This is a genomic window from Pseudomonas sp. LB3P25 (assembly GCF_054897985.1).
This window is the reverse complement of sequence record NZ_CM142711.1, coordinates 2,426,386-2,444,863: the sequence shown is the minus strand read 5'-3', so window position 1 is coordinate 2,444,863 and position 18,478 is coordinate 2,426,386. Positions and strand designations below refer to the sequence as shown.

At 59.9% G+C, this 18,478-nt stretch carries 15 protein-coding genes; 14 read left to right on the top strand and 1 reads right to left on the bottom strand.

The annotated features are described in order from the left end of the window. The first annotated feature begins 87 nt into the window (after positions 1–87). From ACYZTW_RS11000 to ACYZTW_RS10935, 14 genes are all read left to right on the top strand, one after another. On the top strand, positions 88–501 hold the full coding sequence (locus ACYZTW_RS11000; protein ID WP_008146033.1) for an NADH-quinone oxidoreductase subunit A: 414 nt from the start codon (positions 88–90) through the stop codon (positions 499–501). A 10-nt stretch (positions 502–511) separates the two neighbouring features. After that, positions 512–1,186, top strand: coding sequence for a NuoB/complex I 20 kDa subunit family protein (locus ACYZTW_RS10995; RefSeq protein WP_008146035.1), 675 nt, complete (start codon positions 512–514; stop codon positions 1,184–1,186). 72 nt (positions 1,187–1,258) lie between these two features. After that, positions 1,259–3,043, top strand: coding sequence for an NADH-quinone oxidoreductase subunit C/D (gene nuoC, locus ACYZTW_RS10990; RefSeq protein ID WP_462004860.1), 1,785 nt, complete (start codon positions 1,259–1,261; stop codon positions 3,041–3,043). 2 nt (positions 3,044–3,045) lie between these two features. Next, on the top strand, positions 3,046–3,543 hold the full coding sequence (nuoE, locus tag ACYZTW_RS10985) for an NADH-quinone oxidoreductase subunit NuoE (protein WP_008146039.1): 498 nt from the start codon (positions 3,046–3,048) through the stop codon (positions 3,541–3,543). Next, the gene (gene nuoF / locus ACYZTW_RS10980) at positions 3,540–4,895 is read left to right on the top strand and encodes an NADH-quinone oxidoreductase subunit NuoF (protein WP_462004859.1); all 1,356 of its coding nucleotides are present in this window, start codon (positions 3,540–3,542) and stop codon (positions 4,893–4,895) included. The genes nuoE and nuoF overlap by 4 nt, the downstream gene beginning before the upstream one ends. Before the next feature lie 138 nt (positions 4,896–5,033). Beyond that, positions 5,034–7,748, top strand: coding sequence for an NADH-quinone oxidoreductase subunit NuoG (gene nuoG / locus ACYZTW_RS10975; protein WP_462004858.1), 2,715 nt, complete (start codon positions 5,034–5,036; stop codon positions 7,746–7,748). Continuing rightward, positions 7,745–8,752 carry an NADH-quinone oxidoreductase subunit NuoH gene (nuoH, locus tag ACYZTW_RS10970; protein WP_008146046.1) on the top strand — a complete coding sequence of 336 codons (1,008 nt, stop codon included), beginning with the start codon at positions 7,745–7,747 and terminating at the stop codon, positions 8,750–8,752. The genes nuoG and nuoH overlap by 4 nt, the downstream gene beginning before the upstream one ends. A 12-nt stretch (positions 8,753–8,764) precedes the next feature. Then, positions 8,765–9,310 carry an NADH-quinone oxidoreductase subunit NuoI gene (gene nuoI / locus ACYZTW_RS10965; protein WP_462004857.1) on the top strand — a complete coding sequence of 182 codons (546 nt, stop codon included), beginning with the start codon at positions 8,765–8,767 and terminating at the stop codon, positions 9,308–9,310. A 9-nt stretch (positions 9,311–9,319) separates the two neighbouring features. Beyond that, positions 9,320–9,823, top strand: coding sequence for an NADH-quinone oxidoreductase subunit J (gene nuoJ, locus ACYZTW_RS10960; protein WP_462004856.1), 504 nt, complete (start codon positions 9,320–9,322; stop codon positions 9,821–9,823). Between the two features lie 2 nt (positions 9,824–9,825). After that, positions 9,826–10,134, top strand: coding sequence for an NADH-quinone oxidoreductase subunit NuoK (nuoK, locus tag ACYZTW_RS10955; protein ID WP_007946416.1), 309 nt, complete (start codon positions 9,826–9,828; stop codon positions 10,132–10,134). Next, complete coding sequence (nuoL, locus tag ACYZTW_RS10950; protein ID WP_462004855.1) at positions 10,131–11,984, top strand: NADH-quinone oxidoreductase subunit L; 1,854 nt, start codon at positions 10,131–10,133, stop codon at positions 11,982–11,984. Before nuoK ends, nuoL begins: the two co-directional genes overlap by 4 nt. 40 nt (positions 11,985–12,024) lie before the next feature. Next, the gene (gene nuoM / locus ACYZTW_RS10945) at positions 12,025–13,557 is read left to right on the top strand and encodes an NADH-quinone oxidoreductase subunit M (RefSeq protein WP_462004854.1); all 1,533 of its coding nucleotides are present in this window, start codon (positions 12,025–12,027) and stop codon (positions 13,555–13,557) included. 7 nt (positions 13,558–13,564) lie between these two features. After that, complete coding sequence (gene nuoN / locus ACYZTW_RS10940) at positions 13,565–15,028, top strand: NADH-quinone oxidoreductase subunit NuoN (protein ID WP_462004853.1); 1,464 nt, start codon at positions 13,565–13,567, stop codon at positions 15,026–15,028. A gap of 122 nt (positions 15,029–15,150) precedes the next feature. Then, positions 15,151–16,575 (top strand): IS1182 family transposase, encoded by a 1,425-nt coding sequence (locus ACYZTW_RS10935; RefSeq protein WP_462001101.1) that lies wholly within the window; start codon positions 15,151–15,153, stop codon positions 16,573–16,575. Positions 16,576–16,708: 133 nt separating this feature from the next. Here the strand turns inward: ACYZTW_RS10935 and ACYZTW_RS10930 are convergent, their stop codons facing one another. After that, a complete protein-coding gene (locus ACYZTW_RS10930) occupies positions 16,709–18,451 on the bottom strand; it encodes an ABC transporter substrate-binding protein (RefSeq protein WP_462004852.1) in 1,743 nt (580 codons plus the stop codon). Positions 18,452–18,478 lie beyond the last annotated feature (27 nt).

The window sequence follows — 18,478 nt, the reverse complement described above, 5'->3', positions numbered from 1 at the left end:
CAGCGGGATTGATTGCTGCGACATATCGTCACTGCTTTGTTTCTTTTCAAGCTCAGAGACCTTTGCTCTCTGTTAAGGATTACCAGCATGCCCGAAGCGACAGGACTCATGGCCCACAACTGGGGCTTTGCCATTTTCCTTCTGGGCGTCGTCGGCCTTTGCGCCTTCATGCTCGGCGTGTCCAGCCTCCTCGGGTCAAAAGCCTGGGGCCGCAGCAAAAACGAACCGTTCGAGTCCGGCATGCTACCTACAGGTGGCGCCCGCTTGCGGCTCTCAGCCAAATTCTATCTGGTCGCGATGCTGTTCGTGATCTTCGATATCGAAGCCCTTTTTCTCTTTGCCTGGTCTGTGTCCGTCCGCGAAAGCGGCTGGACCGGATTCGTCGAAGCTCTCGTTTTCATAGCAATTCTGTTGGCAGGCCTTGTCTACCTATTTCGAGTGGGCGCCCTTGACTGGGCTCCGGCAGCTCGTCTTAAGCGGCAAGCGAAGCTGAAACAATGAGGCTTTGGCAATGCAATACAATCTCACCAGGATCGACCCCGATGCTCCTAACGAGCAGTATCCGATTGGCGAACGGGAAACCGTTTCCGATCCGTTAGAAGATCAAGTCCACAAAAACATTTTCATGGGCAAGCTCGAAGACGTGCTTAACGGCACGATCAACTGGGGGCGCAAGAACTCCCTGTGGCCGTATAACTTCGGTCTTTCGTGCTGCTACGTGGAAATGACCACCGCCTTCACGGCGCCCCACGACATCGCGCGCTTTGGCGCCGAGGTTATCCGGGCATCGCCGCGTCAGGCGGATTTCATGGTTATCGCCGGTACCTGCTTCATCAAGATGGCGCCGATCATTCAGCGTCTCTACGAGCAAATGCTCGAACCTAAATGGGTTATTTCCATGGGTTCGTGCGCCAACTCCGGTGGCATGTACGACATCTACTCAGTCGTTCAAGGGGTGGACAAGTTCCTGCCCGTGGACGTCTACGTGCCTGGCTGCCCGCCCCGCCCTGAAGCTTTTCTGCAAGGCTTGATGCTTTTGCAGGAGTCGATTGGACAGGAGCGTCGCCCGCTTTCCTGGGTCGTCGGCGATCAAGGCGTGTACCGCGCCGAGATGCCTTCGCAAAAGGAACAGCGCCGCGAACAGCGAATCGCAGTCACCAACCTGCGCAGCCCCGACGAAGTCTGATCCAGACCTGCTTCTTTTATAGAACGAGAACCTGGCTTCATTCTTTACGTTGACCGAAAGCGATAAATAACCATGACTACAGGCAGTGCTCTGTACATCCCGCCTTATAAGGCAGACGACCAGGATGTGGTCGTCGAACTGAACAACCGTTTTGGCCCCGAGGCGTTCACCGCCCAGCCTACCCGCACCGGCATGCCGGTGCTTTGGGTTGCCCGTGCCAAACTCGTTGAAGTCCTGACCTTCCTGCGCAACCTGCCCAAGCCGTACGTCATGCTCTATGACCTGCACGGCGTGGACGAGCGTCTGCGCACCAAGCGTCAAGGGCTGCCTAATGGCGTCGACTTCACTGTGTTCTATCACTTGATGTCGATCGAACGTAATAGTGACGTAATGATCAAGGTCGCCTTGTCCGAGAGCGACCTCAGCGTGCCGACAGTTACCGGTATCTGGCCGAACGCCAACTGGTACGAACGTGAAGTGTGGGACATGTACGGCATCAACTTTGCCGGTCACCCGCACCTGACCCGCATCATGATGCCGCCGACCTGGGAAGGTCACCCGCTGCGCAAGGACTTCCCGGCCCGTGCCACTGAGTTCGACCCGTTCAGCCTGACTCTGGCCAAGCAACAGCTTGAGGAAGAAGCCGCGCGCTTCAAGCCTGAAGACTGGGGCATGAAGCGTTCCGGGGCGAACGAGGACTACATGTTCCTCAACCTCGGCCCCAACCACCCTTCCGCGCACGGTGCGTTCCGCATCATTCTGCAGCTGGACGGTGAAGAGATCGTCGATTGCGTACCGGACGTCGGTTACCACCACCGTGGTGCCGAGAAGATGGCCGAGCGTCAGTCCTGGCACAGCTTCATTCCGTACACCGACCGTATCGACTACCTCGGCGGTGTGATGAACAACCTGCCGTACGTGCTCTCGGTCGAGAAGCTGGCCGGCATCAAAGTGCCCGAGAAGGTCGACGTCATCCGCATCATGATGGCCGAGTTCTTCCGGATCACCAGCCACCTGCTGTTCCTGGGGACTTACATCCAGGACGTCGGCGCCATGACCCCGGTGTTCTTCACGTTCACCGACCGTCAGAAGGCGTACACGGTGATCGAAGCCATTACCGGCTTCCGTCTGCACCCGGCCTGGTACCGCATCGGTGGCGTCGCTCACGACCTGCCGCGCGGCTGGGAAAAACTGGTGAAAGACTTCGTCGAGTGGATGCCAAAGCGTCTGGACGAATACCAGAAGGCCGCACTGGACAACAGCATCCTGCGTGGTCGGACCATTGGCGTCGCCGCCTACAACACCAAAGAAGCCCTGGAATGGGGCGTCACCGGTTCCGGCCTGCGTTCGACCGGTTGCGATTTCGACCTGCGTAAAGCTCGACCGTACTCCGGTTACGAGAACTTCGAATTCGAAGTGCCGCTGGCGGCCAATGGCGATGCCTACGACCGTTGCATCGTACGTGTCGAAGAAATGCGCCAGAGCCTGAAGATCATCGAGCAGTGCATGCGCAACATGCCGGAAGGCCCGTACAAGGCGGATCACCCGCTGACCACGCCGCCGCCGAAAGAGCGCACCCTGCAGCACATCGAGACCCTGATCACGCACTTCCTGCAAGTTTCGTGGGGCCCGGTCATGCCGGCCAACGAATCCTTCCAGATGATCGAAGCGACCAAGGGCATCAACAGTTATTACCTGACGAGCGATGGCGGCACCATGAGCTACCGCACCCGGATTCGCACCCCAAGCTTCCCGCACCTGCAGCAGATCCCTTCGGTGATCAAAGGCAGCATGGTCGCGGACTTGATCGCGTACCTGGGTAGTATCGATTTCGTTATGGCCGACGTGGACCGCTAAGCATGAATAGCACGCTTATCCAGACAGACCGTTTCGCCCTGAGCGAAACCGAGCGCTCGGCCATCGAGCACGAGCTGCATCACTACGAAGACCCGCGCGCGGCGTCGATCGAAGCCCTGAAGATCGTCCAGAAGGAACGTGGCTGGGTGCCTGATGGCGCGCTCTACGCCATCGGCGAGATCCTTGGCATCCCGGCGAGCGACGTTGAAGGGGTGGCGACGTTCTATAGCCAGATCTTCCGTCAGCCAGTCGGCCGTCACATCATTCGCGTCTGCGACAGCATGGTCTGCTACATCGGCGGCCACGAATCGGTAGTCAGCGAAATCCAGAGCAATCTGGGCATCGGCCTGGGTCAGACCACCGCCGACGGTCGTTTCACCCTGCTGCCGGTCTGCTGCCTCGGCAACTGCGACAAGGCGCCGGCGTTGATGATCGACGACGACACATTCGGTGATGTGCAGCCTGCCGGCGTTGCCAAATTGCTCGAGGGCTACGTATGACCCTGACTTCCTTCGGTCCTGCCAACCGCATCAAGCGTGTCGCAGAGACTCACCCGCTCACCTGGCGTCTGCGTGACGACGGCGAAGCTGTCTGGCTCGACGAGTACCAGGCCAAGAACGGTTACGCCGCTGCGCGCAAAGCCTTCGCCGACATGGCTCAGGACGACATCGTCCAGACCGTGAAAGATTCGGGCCTTAAAGGTCGCGGCGGTGCAGGCTTCCCCACGGGCGTGAAGTGGGGCCTGATGCCCAAGGACGAATCCATCAACATCCGCTACCTGCTGTGCAACGCGGACGAGATGGAGCCGAACACCTGGAAAGACCGCATGCTGATGGAGCAACTGCCCCATCTGCTGATCGAAGGCATGCTGATCAGTGCTCGCGCGCTGAAAACCTACCGTGGCTACATCTTCCTGCGCGGCGAATACACCACCGCCGCCAAGCACCTCAACCGTGCCGTGGAAGAAGCCAAGGCTGCAGGCCTGCTGGGCAAGAACATCCTGGGCAGCGGCTTCGATTTCGAGCTGTTCGTCCACACCGGCGCCGGGCGTTATATCTGCGGTGAAGAAACCGCACTGATCAACTCCCTCGAAGGCCGCCGCGCCAACCCGCGCTCCAAGCCGCCCTTCCCTGCCGCCGTTGGCGTGTGGGGCAAGCCGACTTGCGTGAACAACGTTGAAACCCTGTGCAACGTGCCGGCGATCATTGCCGACGGCGTGGACTGGTACAAATCGTTGGCCCGCGAAGGCAGTGAAGACATGGGCACCAAGCTCATGGGCTTCTCCGGCAAGGTCAAGAACCCGGGTCTGTGGGAATTGCCATTCGGTATCACCGGTCGCGAGTTGTTCGAAGACTACGCCGGCGGCATGCGCGACGGTTACACGCTCAAGTGCTGGCAGCCAGGCGGCGCCGGTACCGGTTTCCTGTTGCCGGAACACCTGGACGCACAAATGTACGCCGGCGGTATCGCCAAAGTCGGCACCCGTATGGGGACCGGCCTGGCCATGGCGGTGGACGACAGCGTCAACATGGTCTCCTTGCTGCGCAACATGGAAGAGTTCTTCTCTCGCGAATCCTGCGGCTTCTGCACCCCGTGCCGTGACGGTTTGCCGTGGAGCGTCAAGCTTCTGCGCGCCATCGAGAACGGTGAAGGGCAAGCCGGCGATATCGAGACCCTGCTGGGTCTGGTCGGTTTCCTCGGCCCAGGCAAGACCTTCTGTGCTCACGCACCGGGCGCCGTGGAGCCGTTGGGCAGCGCAATCAAATACTTCCGTCCAGAGTTCGAAGCCGGCATCGCGCCCACCAGCGCCGTCGTCCCGCCTCTGGCAAGGCCGATCGTAGTCGGCGCGTAAACGCTTAAATAAGGCGAAGGGTCCGTGCCCTTCGTCTTCTCGTGTGATGACGCCGCAAGCGGCTGTGTTGATTCACGCGAATAACAAGATTCCATTAGCCACGCCCGCTGACACCGGGCCAACGAAGAACTTTGAACCATGGCCACTATCCACGTAGACGGCAAAGAGCTCGAAGTCGATGGGGCAGACAACCTGTTACAGGCATGTCTGTCGCTAGGCCTCGATATCCCTTATTTCTGCTGGCACCCCGCCCTAGGCAGCGTTGGCGCTTGCCGCCAGTGCGCGGTCAAGCAGTACACCGACGAAAACGACAAGCGTGGTCGGATCGTCATGTCCTGCATGACCCCCGCCACCGACGGCAGCTGGATCTCCATCGACGACGAAGAAGCGAAAGTGTTTCGCGCCAGCGTCGTTGAATGGCTGATGACCAACCACCCTCACGACTGCCCGGTCTGTGAGGAAGGCGGTCACTGCCACCTGCAAGACATGACCGTGATGACCGGCCACAACGAGCGCCGTTATCGCTTCACCAAGCGTACTCACCAGAACCAGCAACTGGGCCCGTTCATTTCCCACGAAATGAACCGCTGCATCGCTTGCTACCGCTGCGTGCGCTTCTATAAGGACTACGCCGGCGGCACCGACCTCGGCGTATTCGGCGCCCACGACAACGTGTACTTCGGTCGCGTTGAAGACGGCACCCTGGAAAGCGAGTTCTCCGGCAACCTCACCGAGGTCTGCCCGACCGGTGTGTTCACCGACAAGACTCACTCCGAGCGCTACAACCGCAAGTGGGACATGCAGTTCTCGCCGAGCATCTGCCATGGCTGCTCCAGCGGTTGCAACATCTCCCCGGGTGAGCGCTACGGTGAACTGCGTCGTATCGAAAACCGTTTCAACGGTTCGGTAAACCAGTACTTCCTGTGCGACCGTGGCCGTTTCGGCTATGGCTACGTCAATCGCAAGGATCGCCCGCGTCAGGCATTGCTGGCCAACGGCGCCAAGCTGACGCTCGACGAAGCGCTGGATAAAGCCGCTGATCTGCTGCGCGGTCGCAACATCGTCGGTATCGGTTCGCCGCGCGCCAGCCTCGAGAGCAACTACGCGTTGCGCGAACTGGTCGGCGCCGAGCACTTCTACTCCGGTATCGAAGCGGCCGAGCTGGAACGCATTCGTCTGGTCATGCAGGTGCTGAAAGACAGCCCGCTGCCGATTCCGAACATGCGCGACATCGAAGACCACGACGCCATCTTCGTCCTCGGTGAAGACCTGACCCAGACTGCTGCGCGCATGGCCCTGTCCCTGCGTCAATCGGTCAAAGGCAAAGCCGAAGACATGGCCGACGCCATGCGCGTTCAGCCTTGGCTCGACGCTGCGGTGAAGAACATCGGTCAGAACGAATTGAACCCGCTGTTTATCGCCAGCCTGGCTGAAACCAAGCTCGACGACATCGCTGAAGAATGCGTTCACGCGGCGCCAGACGACCTGGCCCGCATCGGTTTCGCCGTGGCTCACGCCCTCGACGCCAGCGCGCCTGCCGTTGAAGGCCTGGACGCTGAAGCCCTTGCACTGGCCAAGCGTATTGCCGACGCCCTGCTCGCCGCCAAGCGTCCGCTGATCATTGCCGGTACCTCGTTGGGTTCCAAGGCGCTGATCGAGGCCGCGGCAAACATCGCCAAAGCCCTGAAGCTGCGCGAGAAGAACGGTTCCATCAGCTTGATCGTGCCAGAGGCCAACAGCCTCGGCCTGGCCATGCTCGGTGGCGACTCGGTCGATGCCGCGCTGCAAGCCGTGATCGACGGTAAGGCCGACGCCATCGTTGTGCTGGAAAACGATCTGTACACCCGTACCGACAAAGCCCGTGTCGATGCGGCCCTGAACGCCGCGAAAGTGGTGATCGTGGCCGACCATCAGAAGACTGCCACCAGCGATCGCGCGCACCTGGTTCTGCCAGCCGCCAGCTTCGCTGAAGGCGACGGTACGCTGGTCAGCCAGGAAGGCCGCGCCCAGCGCTTCTTCCAGGTCTTCGACCCGACTTACCTGGATGCGAGCATCATGGTTCACGAAGGCTGGCGCTGGCTGCATGCCCTGCGCGCCACCCTGTTGAACCAGCCGATCGACTGGACCCAACTGGACCACGTCACCGCTGCGTGTGCCGCAAGCACTCCGCAACTGGCCGGCATTGTCAGCGCCGCACCGTCCGCCGCGTTCCGCATCAAAGGCCTGAAACTGGCTCGCGAACCGCTGCGTTACAGCGGCCGGACGGCCATGCGCGCCGACATCAGCGTGCACGAACCGCGTACCTCCCAGGACAACGACACGGCGTTCTCGTTCTCCATGGAAGGTTACTCGGGCTCGGTCGAACCGCGTCAGCAAGTGCCATTCGCCTGGTCTCCGGGCTGGAACTCGCCGCAAGCCTGGAACAAGTTCCAGGACGAAGTCGGTGGTCACATCCGCGCCGGCGACCCGGGCACCCGCCTGATCGAAAGCACCGGTGACTCGCTGAACTGGTTCGCCAGTGTTCCTCGCGCGTTCAACCCGGCTCCGGGCACCTGGCAGGTTGTGCCGTTCTTCCACCTGTTCGGCAGCGAAGAGAACTCTTCCAAAGCCGCGCCGGTTCAGGAACGCATTCCGGCCGCCTACGTGTCGCTGGCCAAATCCGAAGCCGACCGTCTGGGTGTCAATGACGGCGCCCTGCTGAGCTTGAACGTGGCCGGTCAGACCCTGCGTCTGCCGCTGCGCATCAACGAAGAGCTGGGTGCCGGTCTGGTCGCGTTGCCGGCCGGTATCGCCGGCATTCCGCCAGCGATCTTTGGCAAATCCGTTGACGGTCTGCAGGAGGCAGCTCAATGACCTGGTTCACGCCTGAAGTGATTGACGTGATCATCGCGGTCCTCAAGGCCATCGTGATTCTGCTCGCCGTCGTGGTGTGCGGCGCGCTGCTGAGCTGGGTCGAGCGTCGTTTGCTCGCCCTCTGGCAGGACCGTTACGGTCCGAACCGCGTCGGCCCGTTCGGCGCGTTCCAGATCGCGGCCGACATGATCAAGATGTTCTTCAAGGAAGACTGGACCCCGCCGTTCGCCGACAAGGTGATCTTCACCTTGGCGCCGGTCGTGGCCATGAGCGCCTTGCTGATTGCCTTCGCGATCATCCCGATCACCCCGACCTGGGGTGTGGCGGATATCAACATCGGCATCCTGTTCTTCTTCGCCATGGCCGGTCTGTCGGTCTACGCGGTGCTGTTCGCCGGCTGGTCGAGTAACAACAAGTTCGCCCTGTTGGGCAGCTTGCGGGCCTCGGCACAAACCGTGTCGTACGAAGTGTTCATGGGCCTGTCGCTGATGGGCATCGTGATCCAGGTTGGCTCGTTCAACATGCGCGACATCGTCGAATACCAAGCGCAGAACCTGTGGTTTGTCATTCCGCAGATCTTCGGTTTCCTGACGTTTTTCATTGCTGGCGTCGCCGTGACTCACCGTCACCCGTTCGACCAGCCGGAAGCGGAGCAGGAACTGGCCGACGGTTACCACATTGAATACGCCGGCATGAAATGGGGCATGTTCTTCGTCGGTGAGTACATCGGCATCGTGTTGATTTCGGCGCTGCTGGTGACGTTGTTCTTCGGTGGCTGGCACGGTCCGTTCGGCATTCTGCCGCAGATCCCGTTCATCTGGTTCGCACTGAAAACCGCGTTCTTCATCATGTTCTTCATCCTGCTGCGCGCCTCGATTCCGCGCCCACGGTATGACCAAGTGATGGATTTCAGCTGGAAGTTCTGCCTGCCGCTGACCCTCGTCAACATGCTGGTGACCGCTGCGATCGTGTTGCTCAACACGCCCGCCGTCGCGGCTCAGTGAGGATAGAGAATCATGAAGTACATATTTGACATCGTGCATGGCTTCTTCACCCAGCTTCGTAGCCTGGTGATGATCTTCAGCCACGCCTTCCGCAAGCGCGACACGCTGCAATACCCGGAAGAGGCGGTATACCTGCCGCCACGCTTCCGTGGCCGTATCGTGCTGACCCGCGACCCCGACGGCGAAGAGCGTTGCGTAGCTTGCAACCTGTGCGCCGTGGCGTGCCCGGTCGGTTGCATCTCGCTGCAGAAAGCTGAAACCGATGACGGTCGCTGGTACCCGGAGTTTTTCCGTATCAACTTCTCGCGCTGCATTTTCTGCGGCCTCTGCGAGGAAGCCTGCCCGACCACCGCGATCCAGCTGACACCGGATTTCGAGATGGCCGAGTTCAAACGTCAGGACCTGGTGTACGAGAAAGAAGATCTTTTGATCTCCGGCCCCGGCAAAAACCCTGATTACAACTTCTATCGTGTTGCAGGTATGGCGATTGCCGGTAAGCCGAAAGGCGCCGCGCAGAATGAAGCCGAACCGATCAACGTGAAGAGCTTGCTGCCTTAAGGAAGAAAGATGGAATTCGCTTTCTATTTCGCATCGGGTATCGCTGTGGTGTCCACGCTTCGCGTGATCACCAATACCAACCCCGTGCACGCCCTGCTCTACCTGATCATTTCGCTGCTTGCCGTGGCGATGACCTTTTTCACCCTCGGCGCACCGTTTGCCGGTGTGCTGGAAGTGATCGCCTACGCTGGCGCCATCATGGTGCTGTTCGTGTTCGTGGTGATGATGCTGAACCTGGGGCCCGCCTCGGCTCAGCAAGAGCGCGTCTGGCTCAAACCCGGCATCTGGCTCGGCCCGGTCGTACTCGGCGCCCTGCTGCTGGTTGAACTGCTGTACGTGCTGTTCAGCCACTCCAGCGGTCAGGCCGTCGGCCACACCACCGTAGACGCCAAGGCCGTGGGCATCAGCCTGTTCGGTCCTTATCTGCTGGTGGTCGAACTCGCCTCGATGTTGCTGCTTGCCGCAGCCGTCACGGCGTTCCACTTGGGCCGCAACGAAGCCAAGGAGCAATGACGATGCCTGCTATCCCTATGGAGCATGGTCTGGCGGTTGCCGGCATCCTGTTCTGCCTCGGTCTGGTCGGCCTGATGGTCCGCCGCAACATTCTCTTCGTACTGATGAGCCTGGAGGTCATGATGAATGCCTCTGCACTGGCCTTCATCGTTGCCGGTAGCCGCTGGGCGCAGCCGGATGGACAGATCATGTTCATCCTGGTGATCAGCCTGGCAGCCGCCGAGGCCAGTATTGGCCTGGCGATTCTGTTGCAGCTGTATCGCCGCTTCCACACTCTCGATATCGACGCTGCCAGCGAGATGCGCGGATGAATCTTCTCTATCTGACTTTCGTATTCCCTCTCATGGGTTTCCTGCTGCTGGCGTTCTCACGCGGCCGCCTCTCGGAAAACCTGTCGGCGCTGATCGGCGTCGGCTCCATTGGCCTGTCGGCCATCGTCACTGCTTATGTGATCTGGCAGTTCAACGTTGCGCCGCCTGAAGGCGGTCACTACACGCAAGTGTTGTGGCAATGGATGGCGGTGGAAGGCTTTACGCCTAACTTCGCGCTGTACCTGGATGGTCTGTCCCTGACCATGCTCGGTGTGGTGGTCGGCGTCGGCTTCCTGATCCACCTGTTCGCGTCCTGGTACATGCGCGGTGAAGCCGGTTACTCGCGCTTCTTTGCCTACACCAACCTGTTTATTGCCAGCATGCTGTTCCTGGTGCTGGGCGATAACCTGTTGTTCCTGTACTTCGGTTGGGAAGGCGTGGGCCTGTGCTCGTACCTGTTGATCGGTTTCTACTACAGCAACCGCAACAACGGTAACGCGGCACTGAAAGCCTTCATCGTGACCCGTATCGGCGACGTGTTCATGGCCATCGGCCTGTTCATCCTGTTCGCGCAACTGGGCACGCTGAACATCCAGGAACTGCTGGTGCTGGCACCGCAGAAATTCCAGGCCGGTGACTTCTGGATGGTCATGGCCACCCTGATGCTGCTGGGCGGCGCTGTCGGTAAATCCGCGCAACTGCCGCTGCAAACCTGGCTGGCAGACGCGATGGCCGGTCCTACCCCGGTTTCGGCACTGATCCACGCCGCAACCATGGTGACTGCCGGTGTTTACCTGATCGCCCGTACTCACGGCCTGTTTGCCCTGGCGCCGGATATCCTGCACCTGGTCGGCATCGTCGGTGGCGTGACCCTGGTACTCGCCGGTTTCGCCGCACTGGTTCAAACCGACATCAAACGTATCCTCGCCTACTCGACCATGAGCCAGATCGGCTACATGTTCCTGGCCCTGGGCGTTGGTGCGTGGGATGGCGCGATCTTCCACCTGATGACCCACGCCTTCTTCAAGGCGCTGCTGTTCCTTGCGTCCGGTTCGGTGATCGTTGCCTGCCACCACGAGCAGAACATCTTCAAGATGGGCGGTCTGTGGAAAAAACTGCCACTGGCCTACGCCAGCTTCATCGTCGGCGGCGCGGCTCTGTCGGCCCTGCCTCTGGTCACCGCAGGCTTCTACTCCAAGGACGAAATCCTCTGGGAAGCGTTCGCCAGCGGCAACCACGGTCTGCTTTACGCAGGTCTGGTCGGTGCGTTCATGACGTCGCTGTACACCTTCCGCCTGATCTTCATCGCGTTCCACGGTGAAGTGAAGACCGAAGCGCACGCCGGTCACGGCATCGCTCACTGGCTGCCACTGTCGGTGCTGATCGTATTGTCTACCGCCATTGGCGCGATGATCGTTCCACCGCTGCACGGTGTGCTGCCGGAAAGCGTCGGCCATGCCGGCGGCGAAGCCAAGCACAGTCTGGAAATCGCATCGGGCGCCATCGCCCTGTCCGGTATCCTGCTGGCCGCGCTGCTGTTCCTCGGCAAGCGTCGTTTCGTCACTGCAATCGCCAACAGCGGCATCGGCCGCTTCCTTTCGGCCTGGTGGTTCGCTGCCTGGGGCTTCGACTGGATCTACGACAAACTGTTCGTCAAGCCATACCTTGCGATCAGCCACGTACTGCGCAGAGACCCGCTCGACCAGACCATCGGTCTGATCCCGCGTATGGCCAAAGGCGGTCACACCGCCCTGAGCCGTACCGAAACCGGTCAACTGCGTTGGTACGCGGCATCGATGGCAGCCGGCTCCGTGCTGGTCATCGGCGCCATCGTGCTGGTAGCGGTCTGAATATGAACCTTGCGAACTTGCGAAAGGAATTGAGCCCGTCATGATTCTGCCTTGGCTAATCCTGATCCCCTTCATCGGCGGCCTGCTGTGCTGGATGGGTGAGCGCTTCGGCGCCACCCTCCCCCGCTGGATTGCGCTGATCACCATGTCCCTGTTGCTCTCCCTCGGCCTTTGGCTGTGGGCCAACGGTGACTATTCATTTGCCCCGGCGCCTGGCGCCGATCCGACCTGGGCGCTTGAGTTCAAGCACATCTGGATCGAGCGCTTTGGCATCAGCGTGCACCTGGCCCTCGACGGCCTGTCGCTGCTGATGATCATGCTGACCGGTCTGTTGGGCGTGCTCTCGGTCCTCTGCTCGTGGAAAGAAATTCAACGTCACGTTGGCTTCTTCCACCTGAACCTTATGTGGATCCTGGGCGGTGTCGTCGGCGTGTTCCTCGCCCTCGACCTGTTCATGTTCTTCTTCTTCTGGGAAATGATGCTGGTGCCGATGTACTTCCTCATCGCGCTCTGGGGTCACAGTTCTTCGGACGGCAAGAAAACCCGGATCTACGCGGCGACCAAGTTCTTCATCTTCACTCAGGCGTCCGGCCTGATCATGTTGGTGGCGATCCTGGGTCTGGTCCTGGTCAACTTCAACGACACCGGCGTGATTACCTTCAACTACGCCGACCTGTTGAAAACCAAGATGTCGCTGACCACCGAGTACATCCTGATGCTCGGCTTCTTCATCGCCTTCGCGGTGAAGCTGCCGGTAGTGCCGTTCCACTCCTGGTTGCCTGACGCTCACGCCCAGGCACCGACCGCGGGTTCGGTCGACCTGGCCGGTATCTTGTTGAAAACGGCTGCTTACGGTCTGCTGCGTTTCGCCCTGCCGCTGTTCCCGAATGCTTCGGCCGAGTTCGCGCCGTTCGCCATGACCCTGGGTCTGATCGGGATCTTCTACGGTGCGTTCCTGGCGTTCGCGCAAACTGACATCAAGCGTCTGGTCGCGTACTCCAGCGTTTCGCACATGGGCTTCGTGCTGATCGGCATCTACTCCGGCAGCCAACTGGCGCTGCAGGGCGCGGTGATGCAGATGCTCGCGCACGGCCTGTCGGCCGCGGCACTCTTTATCCTGTGTGGCCAGCTCTACGAGCGCACTCACACTCGCGACATGCGTGAAATGGGTGGCCTGTGGTCGAAGATCGCCTACCTGCCAGGCGTCAGCATGTTCTTCGCGGCGGCCTCCCTGGGCTTGCCGGCGACCGGTAATTTCGTCGGCGAATTCCTGATCCTGATCGGCACCTTCGCCAGCGCGCCATGGGTCACCGTGCTCGCGACTTCCGGCCTGGTGTTCGGTTCGGTCTACTCGCTGATCATGATTCACCGTGCCTACTTCGGCGCGTCCAAATCGGACGCGGTGATGCATGGCATGGATGGTCGCGAACTGATCATGGTGGTCGGTCTGGCGGCGCTGCTGATTTACATCGGCGTGTACCCGCAACCGTTCCTCGATACCTCTGCCGCGACGATGCATGGCGTGCAGCAGTGGCTCGGCACCGCCTTCACTCAACTCGCTTCGGCCCGGTAAGAGCGCTATGGAATTCACGACTCAACACTTTATCGCGCTAGCGCCGTTGTTGATCACCAGCGCCACGATCATCGTGGTGATGCTGGCGATTGCCTGGCGCCGCAACCACTCTCAGACCTTCCTGATTTCGGTGGCAGGTCTGAACCTGGCGTTGCTGTCGATCCTGCCAGCCCTGAAAGTCGCGCCATTGGCCGTGACCCCGCTGCTGCAAATCGATAGCTTCGCTTGCTTGTACATGGCGCTGATCCTGGTCGCCACCCTCGCTTGTGTGACGCTTGCCCACGCCTACCTCGGCGATGGTGGTTCGGGTTACCCGGGTAACCGTGAAGAACTGTACCTGCTGATCCTGATGTCCGCCGCCGGTGGCCTGGTGCTGGTCAGCGCGCAGCACCTGGCCGGGTTGTTCGTCGGTCTGGAACTGCTCTCGGTACCGGTCTACGGCCTGGTGGCGTATGCCTTCTTCAACAAGCGTTCGCTGGAAGCCGGTATCAAGTACATGGTGCTGTCGGCCGCCGGTTCTGCGTTCCTGTTGTTCGGTATGGCCCTGCTTTATGCCGACTCCGGCAGCCTGAGCTTCGTCGGTATCGGCCAGGCCCTCGCGGCCACCGGCCTGCCAAGCTCGCTGGCGCAACTGGGCCTGGGCATGATGCTGATCGGTCTGGCGTTCAAGCTGTCGCTGGTACCGTTCCACCTCTGGACCCCGGACGTTTACGAAGGTGCTCCGGCACCGGTGGCCGCGTTCCTGGCCACAGCTTCGAAAGTGGCTGTGTTCGCGGTGATGGTGCGTCTGTTCCAGATCTCGCCGGCGGCGAGCAGCGGTGTGCTGAGCGACGTGCTGACCATCATCGCCATCGCGTCGATCCTGTTCGGTAACCTGCTGGCACTGACCCAGAGCAACCTCAAGCGTCTGCTGGGTTACTCGTCCATCGCTCACTTCGGTTACCTGCTGATCGCCCTCGTGGCGAGCAAGGGTCTGGCCGTGGAAGCCATCGGCGTGTACCTGGTCACCTACGTGATCACCAGCCTCGGCGCGTTCGGCGTGATCACGCTGATGTCCTCGCCGTACAATGGCCGTGATGCGGATGCCCTGTACGAATACCGCGGCCTGTTCTGGCGCCGTCCGTACCTGACCGCCGTACTGACCGTGATGATGCTGTCCCTGGCCGGTATCCCGCTGACCGCGGGCTTCATCGGCAAGTTCTACATCATCGCCACCGGTGTCGAGTCGCACCAATGGTGGCTGGTCGGTTCCCTGGTACTGGGCAGCGCCATCGGCGTCTTCTACTACCTGCGCGTGATGGTCACCCTGTACCTGATCGAACCGAACCTGCGTCGCCACGATGCGCAACTGCATTGGGAACAACGTGCAGGCGGCGTGATGCTGCTGGCGATCGCCGCACTGGCGTTCTTCCTTGGCCTGTATCCGCAGCCATTGCTGATCCTCGTTCAGCAGGCGGGGTTGGCGGGTTGATCGCTTAGCGTTACTCGGTAGAAAACAGAAACGGCACCTTCGCAGACTGTGTGAAAACCTAGCAATCTGCGCGGAGCTCAAAGAAAATGCTCCGTATCGAAAGATACGGAGCATTTTTCGTTATGGCCTACATCCAAGGACAGTCCCGCAGCCAGACCAGCCTGTTCCCGGTCTCGCTGGAAGAGTTGATTCCCGAGGATCACCTCGTCCGTGTGATCGACACCTACGTCGCTAAGCTTGATCTTGTGCGCTTGGGTTTTGATAAAGCCTTATCAAAAGGTACGGGGCGCCCCTCTTACGATCCCGCCGATCAGCTCAAGCTGTTCCTCTATGGCTATTTCCAGCGGATTCGCTCATCACGGCGTCTCGAAGCCGAGTGCCAGCGCAACATCGAAGTGATGTGGTTGATCAACCGGCTCAAACCCGACTTCAAGACCATTGCCGACTTTCGCAAGAACAACAAAGCTGCCTTTATCGCGACCTGTCGTGCCTTCGTCCAGTTTTGCCGCACGGTGGGTCTCATCGCCGGCGAGCTGGTGGCCATCGATGGCAGCAAGTTTCAGGCGGTTGCTTCCTCGCGGCGTCATATGAATTTGAAGCGGCTCAAGCACCAGGAGCAGAAGCTGGATAAACGCATCGCTCAGTATTTGGCCGAGTTGGATGAGGCGGATAAAAACGAAGCCAATGAGGTGGTTGATCGCAGTGCGGTCAAGACGGCTTTGGCGCAACTTGAACTCAGGCACTCCAATAACCTGACGTGCCAGGCACTGATGAAATCAATGGAGCTTGAGCAATTCAATACCCACGAAAGCGATGCCCGAATGATGCGAACGCACAAAGGGCCGCGGGTTGCGTACAACGTGCAAACCGCCGTGGACGCTGAGCATTGCCTGATTCTGCATCATGAAGTCACTCAGGACAGTGATGATCGCAAGCAACTTGAGCCGATGGCCAAGGCCGCCAAGGAACAACTGCAGCAAGATGAACTGACGGTCACTGCCGATGCGGGCTACTCGAATGGCAAGCAGTTCCAGGCTTGTGAGGATGAGAGCATCACGGTTTATGTACCGCCGAATCGGTCAAGTAACTCCTGCGGTAAGGAGCAGGCGTTCTTCGATCGAACAGTGTTTACCTACGATGCAGCGCAGGATCGATATCAATGTCCTGCCGGCAAATGGCTGACACTCAAGCAGATCAGTAAGGGGGATCGCATCTATCAGGCGGCGGTTAGCGACTGCGCCGCCTGTCCGCTGAAAGCGCAATGTACTGAGGCCCAGCGCCGCTATGTCACACGCCATGCTCACGAAGAGGCTTTCGAACGAATGGAGCGGCGAATGCAGGGACACCCCGAAATGATGGTCAGCCGAAGATCCATCGTGGAGCATCCCTTTGGCAACCTAAAACAGTGGCTGTTTGGCAATGCTCGGTTCTTGCTACGACAACTCGAAGGCACGAGAGCTGAAATGGCCTTGGCGGTGAACGCCTATAACCTGAAAAGAGCGATTAACGTGCTTGGCGCACGTCAGTTGATGGCGCTGATGGGCTGAAACGCCCATTTTTTGTCTGCTGTCCGCACAAAAGCAAACGCCCCGAACAAGTCGGGGCGTTTGCTTGGAACCACCATCAGTGCGTTTTCACACAGCCTGTTACGGTGCCGTTCGCATTTCACATTACAGACGACTACTTACGCGCCGCCTCCCACGATTTCAGCAGTTCGGCATAGTTCACGGTTTCACCTTTAGGCTTCTCGTTCGCCAGTTTAGGCTTCGGAGCCCCCGGTTGGTCCAACCAGTACTGCGCGTCGCGCTCGGGGTTCATTTTCGGTGCGCAGGTGGCTTGCGCCTTCGAGCGCTCCAAACGGGTCATGATTGCGTCCTGGTCCTTGGCCAGACCATCGAGTGCTTGTTGCGGGGTTTTCTCGCCGCTCGCGGCTTCGGCGATGTGGCTCCACCACAGTTGCGCCAAACGCGGATAGTCCGGCACGTTGGTCCCGGTCGGGGTCCATTGCACACGGGCCGGGCTGCGATAGAACTCGACCAGACCACCGAGTTTCGGTGCCAGGTCGGTCATGGCTTGCGAGTTGATGTCCGACTCGCGGATCGGCGTCAGGCCAACGATGGTTTTCTTCAGGGATACGGTTTTCGAGGTCACGAACTGCGCGTACAACCAGGCCGCGAGTTTTTGCTTCTCAGGCGTGGACTTGAGGAAGGTCCAGGACCCGGTGTCCTGATAACCCAGCTTCATGCCCTCCTCCCAATACGGACCTTTGGGCGATGGCGCCATGCGCCATTTCGGCGTGCCGTCGGCGTTCATTACCGGCAGGCCCGGTTTGGTCATGTCGGCGGTAAACGCGGTGTACCAGAATATCTGCTGGGCGATGCTGCCCTGGGACGGCACCGGGCCGGACTCGGAGAAGGTCATGCCCGCCGCTTCCGGTGGCGCATATTTCTTCAGCCAGTCGACGTATTTGGTGGTTGCATAGACCGCCGCCGGGCCGTTGGTGTCGCCGCCGCGGGTCACGCTGGAACCGACCGGATGGCAGTCCTCGACGCGGATGCCCCACTCGTCCACCGGCAAGCCGTTGGGAATGCCCTTGTCGCCAGCGCCGGCCATGGAGAACCAGGCATCGGTAAAGCGCCAGCCGAGGGACGGGTCTTTCTTGCCGTAGTCCATGTGCCCGTAGATTCGCTTGCCGTCGATTTCCTTGACGTCTTCGCTGAAGAATTTGGCGATGTCTTCATAGGCCGACCAATTCACTGGCACGCCCAATTCGTAGCCGTACTTCTCCTTGAACTTGGCTTTGAGTTCTGGCCGTTCGAACCAGTCGGCGCGGAACCAGTAGAGGTTGGCGAACTGCTGGTCGGGCAGCTGATAGATCTTGCCGTCCGGCGCGGTGGTGAACGAGATGCCGATGAAGTCTTTGATGTCCAGGGTTGGCGAGGTGTAGGCCTTGCCTTCGTTGGCCATCAGGTCGGTGATCGATTCGGTTTTGCCGTAGCGAAAGTGCGTGCCGATCAGGTCCGAGTCGTTGACCCAGCCGTCATAGATGTTTTTGTCCGACTGCATCTGGGTCTGCAGCTTTTCCACCACGTCGCCTTCCTGCAGCAAGTCGTGGGTCACCTTGATCCCGGTGATTTCGGTGAAGGCCTTGGCCAGCGTTTTGGATTCATATTCGTGGGTCGCAATGGTTTCCGAGACCACCTTGATGTTCATCCCGCGAAACGGCTCCGCCGCCTTGATGAACCACTGCAACTCCGCGAGCTGCTGCTCTGGGGTGAGGGTGGACGGTTTGAACTCGCTGCCAATCCATTTCTTGGCCGCATCTTCATAGGCATCGGCCCAGGCCGCAGCGCTCAACCCGCTGAGTGCCAGCATGGCTGCCAATGAAACGCTATGTCGCAGCTTATTGTTTTTGTCGAACATAGAGACCTCCTTTTAGGGTTTCGGAGC

Bases quoted from the DNA above. Each gene is read 5' to 3' on its own strand.
- nuoK (WP_007946416.1), top strand. From the start codon at position 9,826: ATGCCTGCTATCCCTATGGAGCATGGTCTGGCGGTTGCCGGCATCCTG.
- nuoM (WP_462004854.1), top strand. From the start codon at position 12,025: ATGATTCTGCCTTGGCTAATCCTGATCCCCTTCATCGGCGGCCTGCTG.
- nuoH (WP_008146046.1), top strand. From the start codon at position 7,745: ATGACCTGGTTCACGCCTGAAGTGATTGACGTGATCATCGCGGTCCTC.
- ACYZTW_RS11000 (WP_008146033.1), top strand. From the start codon at position 88: ATGCCCGAAGCGACAGGACTCATGGCCCACAACTGGGGCTTTGCCATT.
- nuoI (WP_462004857.1), top strand. From the start codon at position 8,765: ATGAAGTACATATTTGACATCGTGCATGGCTTCTTCACCCAGCTTCGT.
- ACYZTW_RS10930 (WP_462004852.1), bottom strand. From the start codon at position 18,451: ATGTTCGACAAAAACAATAAGCTGCGACATAGCGTTTCATTGGCAGCC.
- nuoN (WP_462004853.1), top strand. From the start codon at position 13,565: ATGGAATTCACGACTCAACACTTTATCGCGCTAGCGCCGTTGTTGATC.
- nuoE (WP_008146039.1), top strand. From the start codon at position 3,046: ATGAATAGCACGCTTATCCAGACAGACCGTTTCGCCCTGAGCGAAACC.
- nuoG (WP_462004858.1), top strand. From the start codon at position 5,034: ATGGCCACTATCCACGTAGACGGCAAAGAGCTCGAAGTCGATGGGGCA.
- nuoJ (WP_462004856.1), top strand. From the start codon at position 9,320: ATGGAATTCGCTTTCTATTTCGCATCGGGTATCGCTGTGGTGTCCACG.
- nuoL (WP_462004855.1), top strand. From the start codon at position 10,131: ATGAATCTTCTCTATCTGACTTTCGTATTCCCTCTCATGGGTTTCCTG.
- nuoF (WP_462004859.1), top strand. From the start codon at position 3,540: ATGACCCTGACTTCCTTCGGTCCTGCCAACCGCATCAAGCGTGTCGCA.
- ACYZTW_RS10995 (WP_008146035.1), top strand. From the start codon at position 512: ATGCAATACAATCTCACCAGGATCGACCCCGATGCTCCTAACGAGCAG.
- nuoC (WP_462004860.1), top strand. From the start codon at position 1,259: ATGACTACAGGCAGTGCTCTGTACATCCCGCCTTATAAGGCAGACGAC.
- ACYZTW_RS10935 (WP_462001101.1), top strand. From the start codon at position 15,151: ATGGCCTACATCCAAGGACAGTCCCGCAGCCAGACCAGCCTGTTCCCG.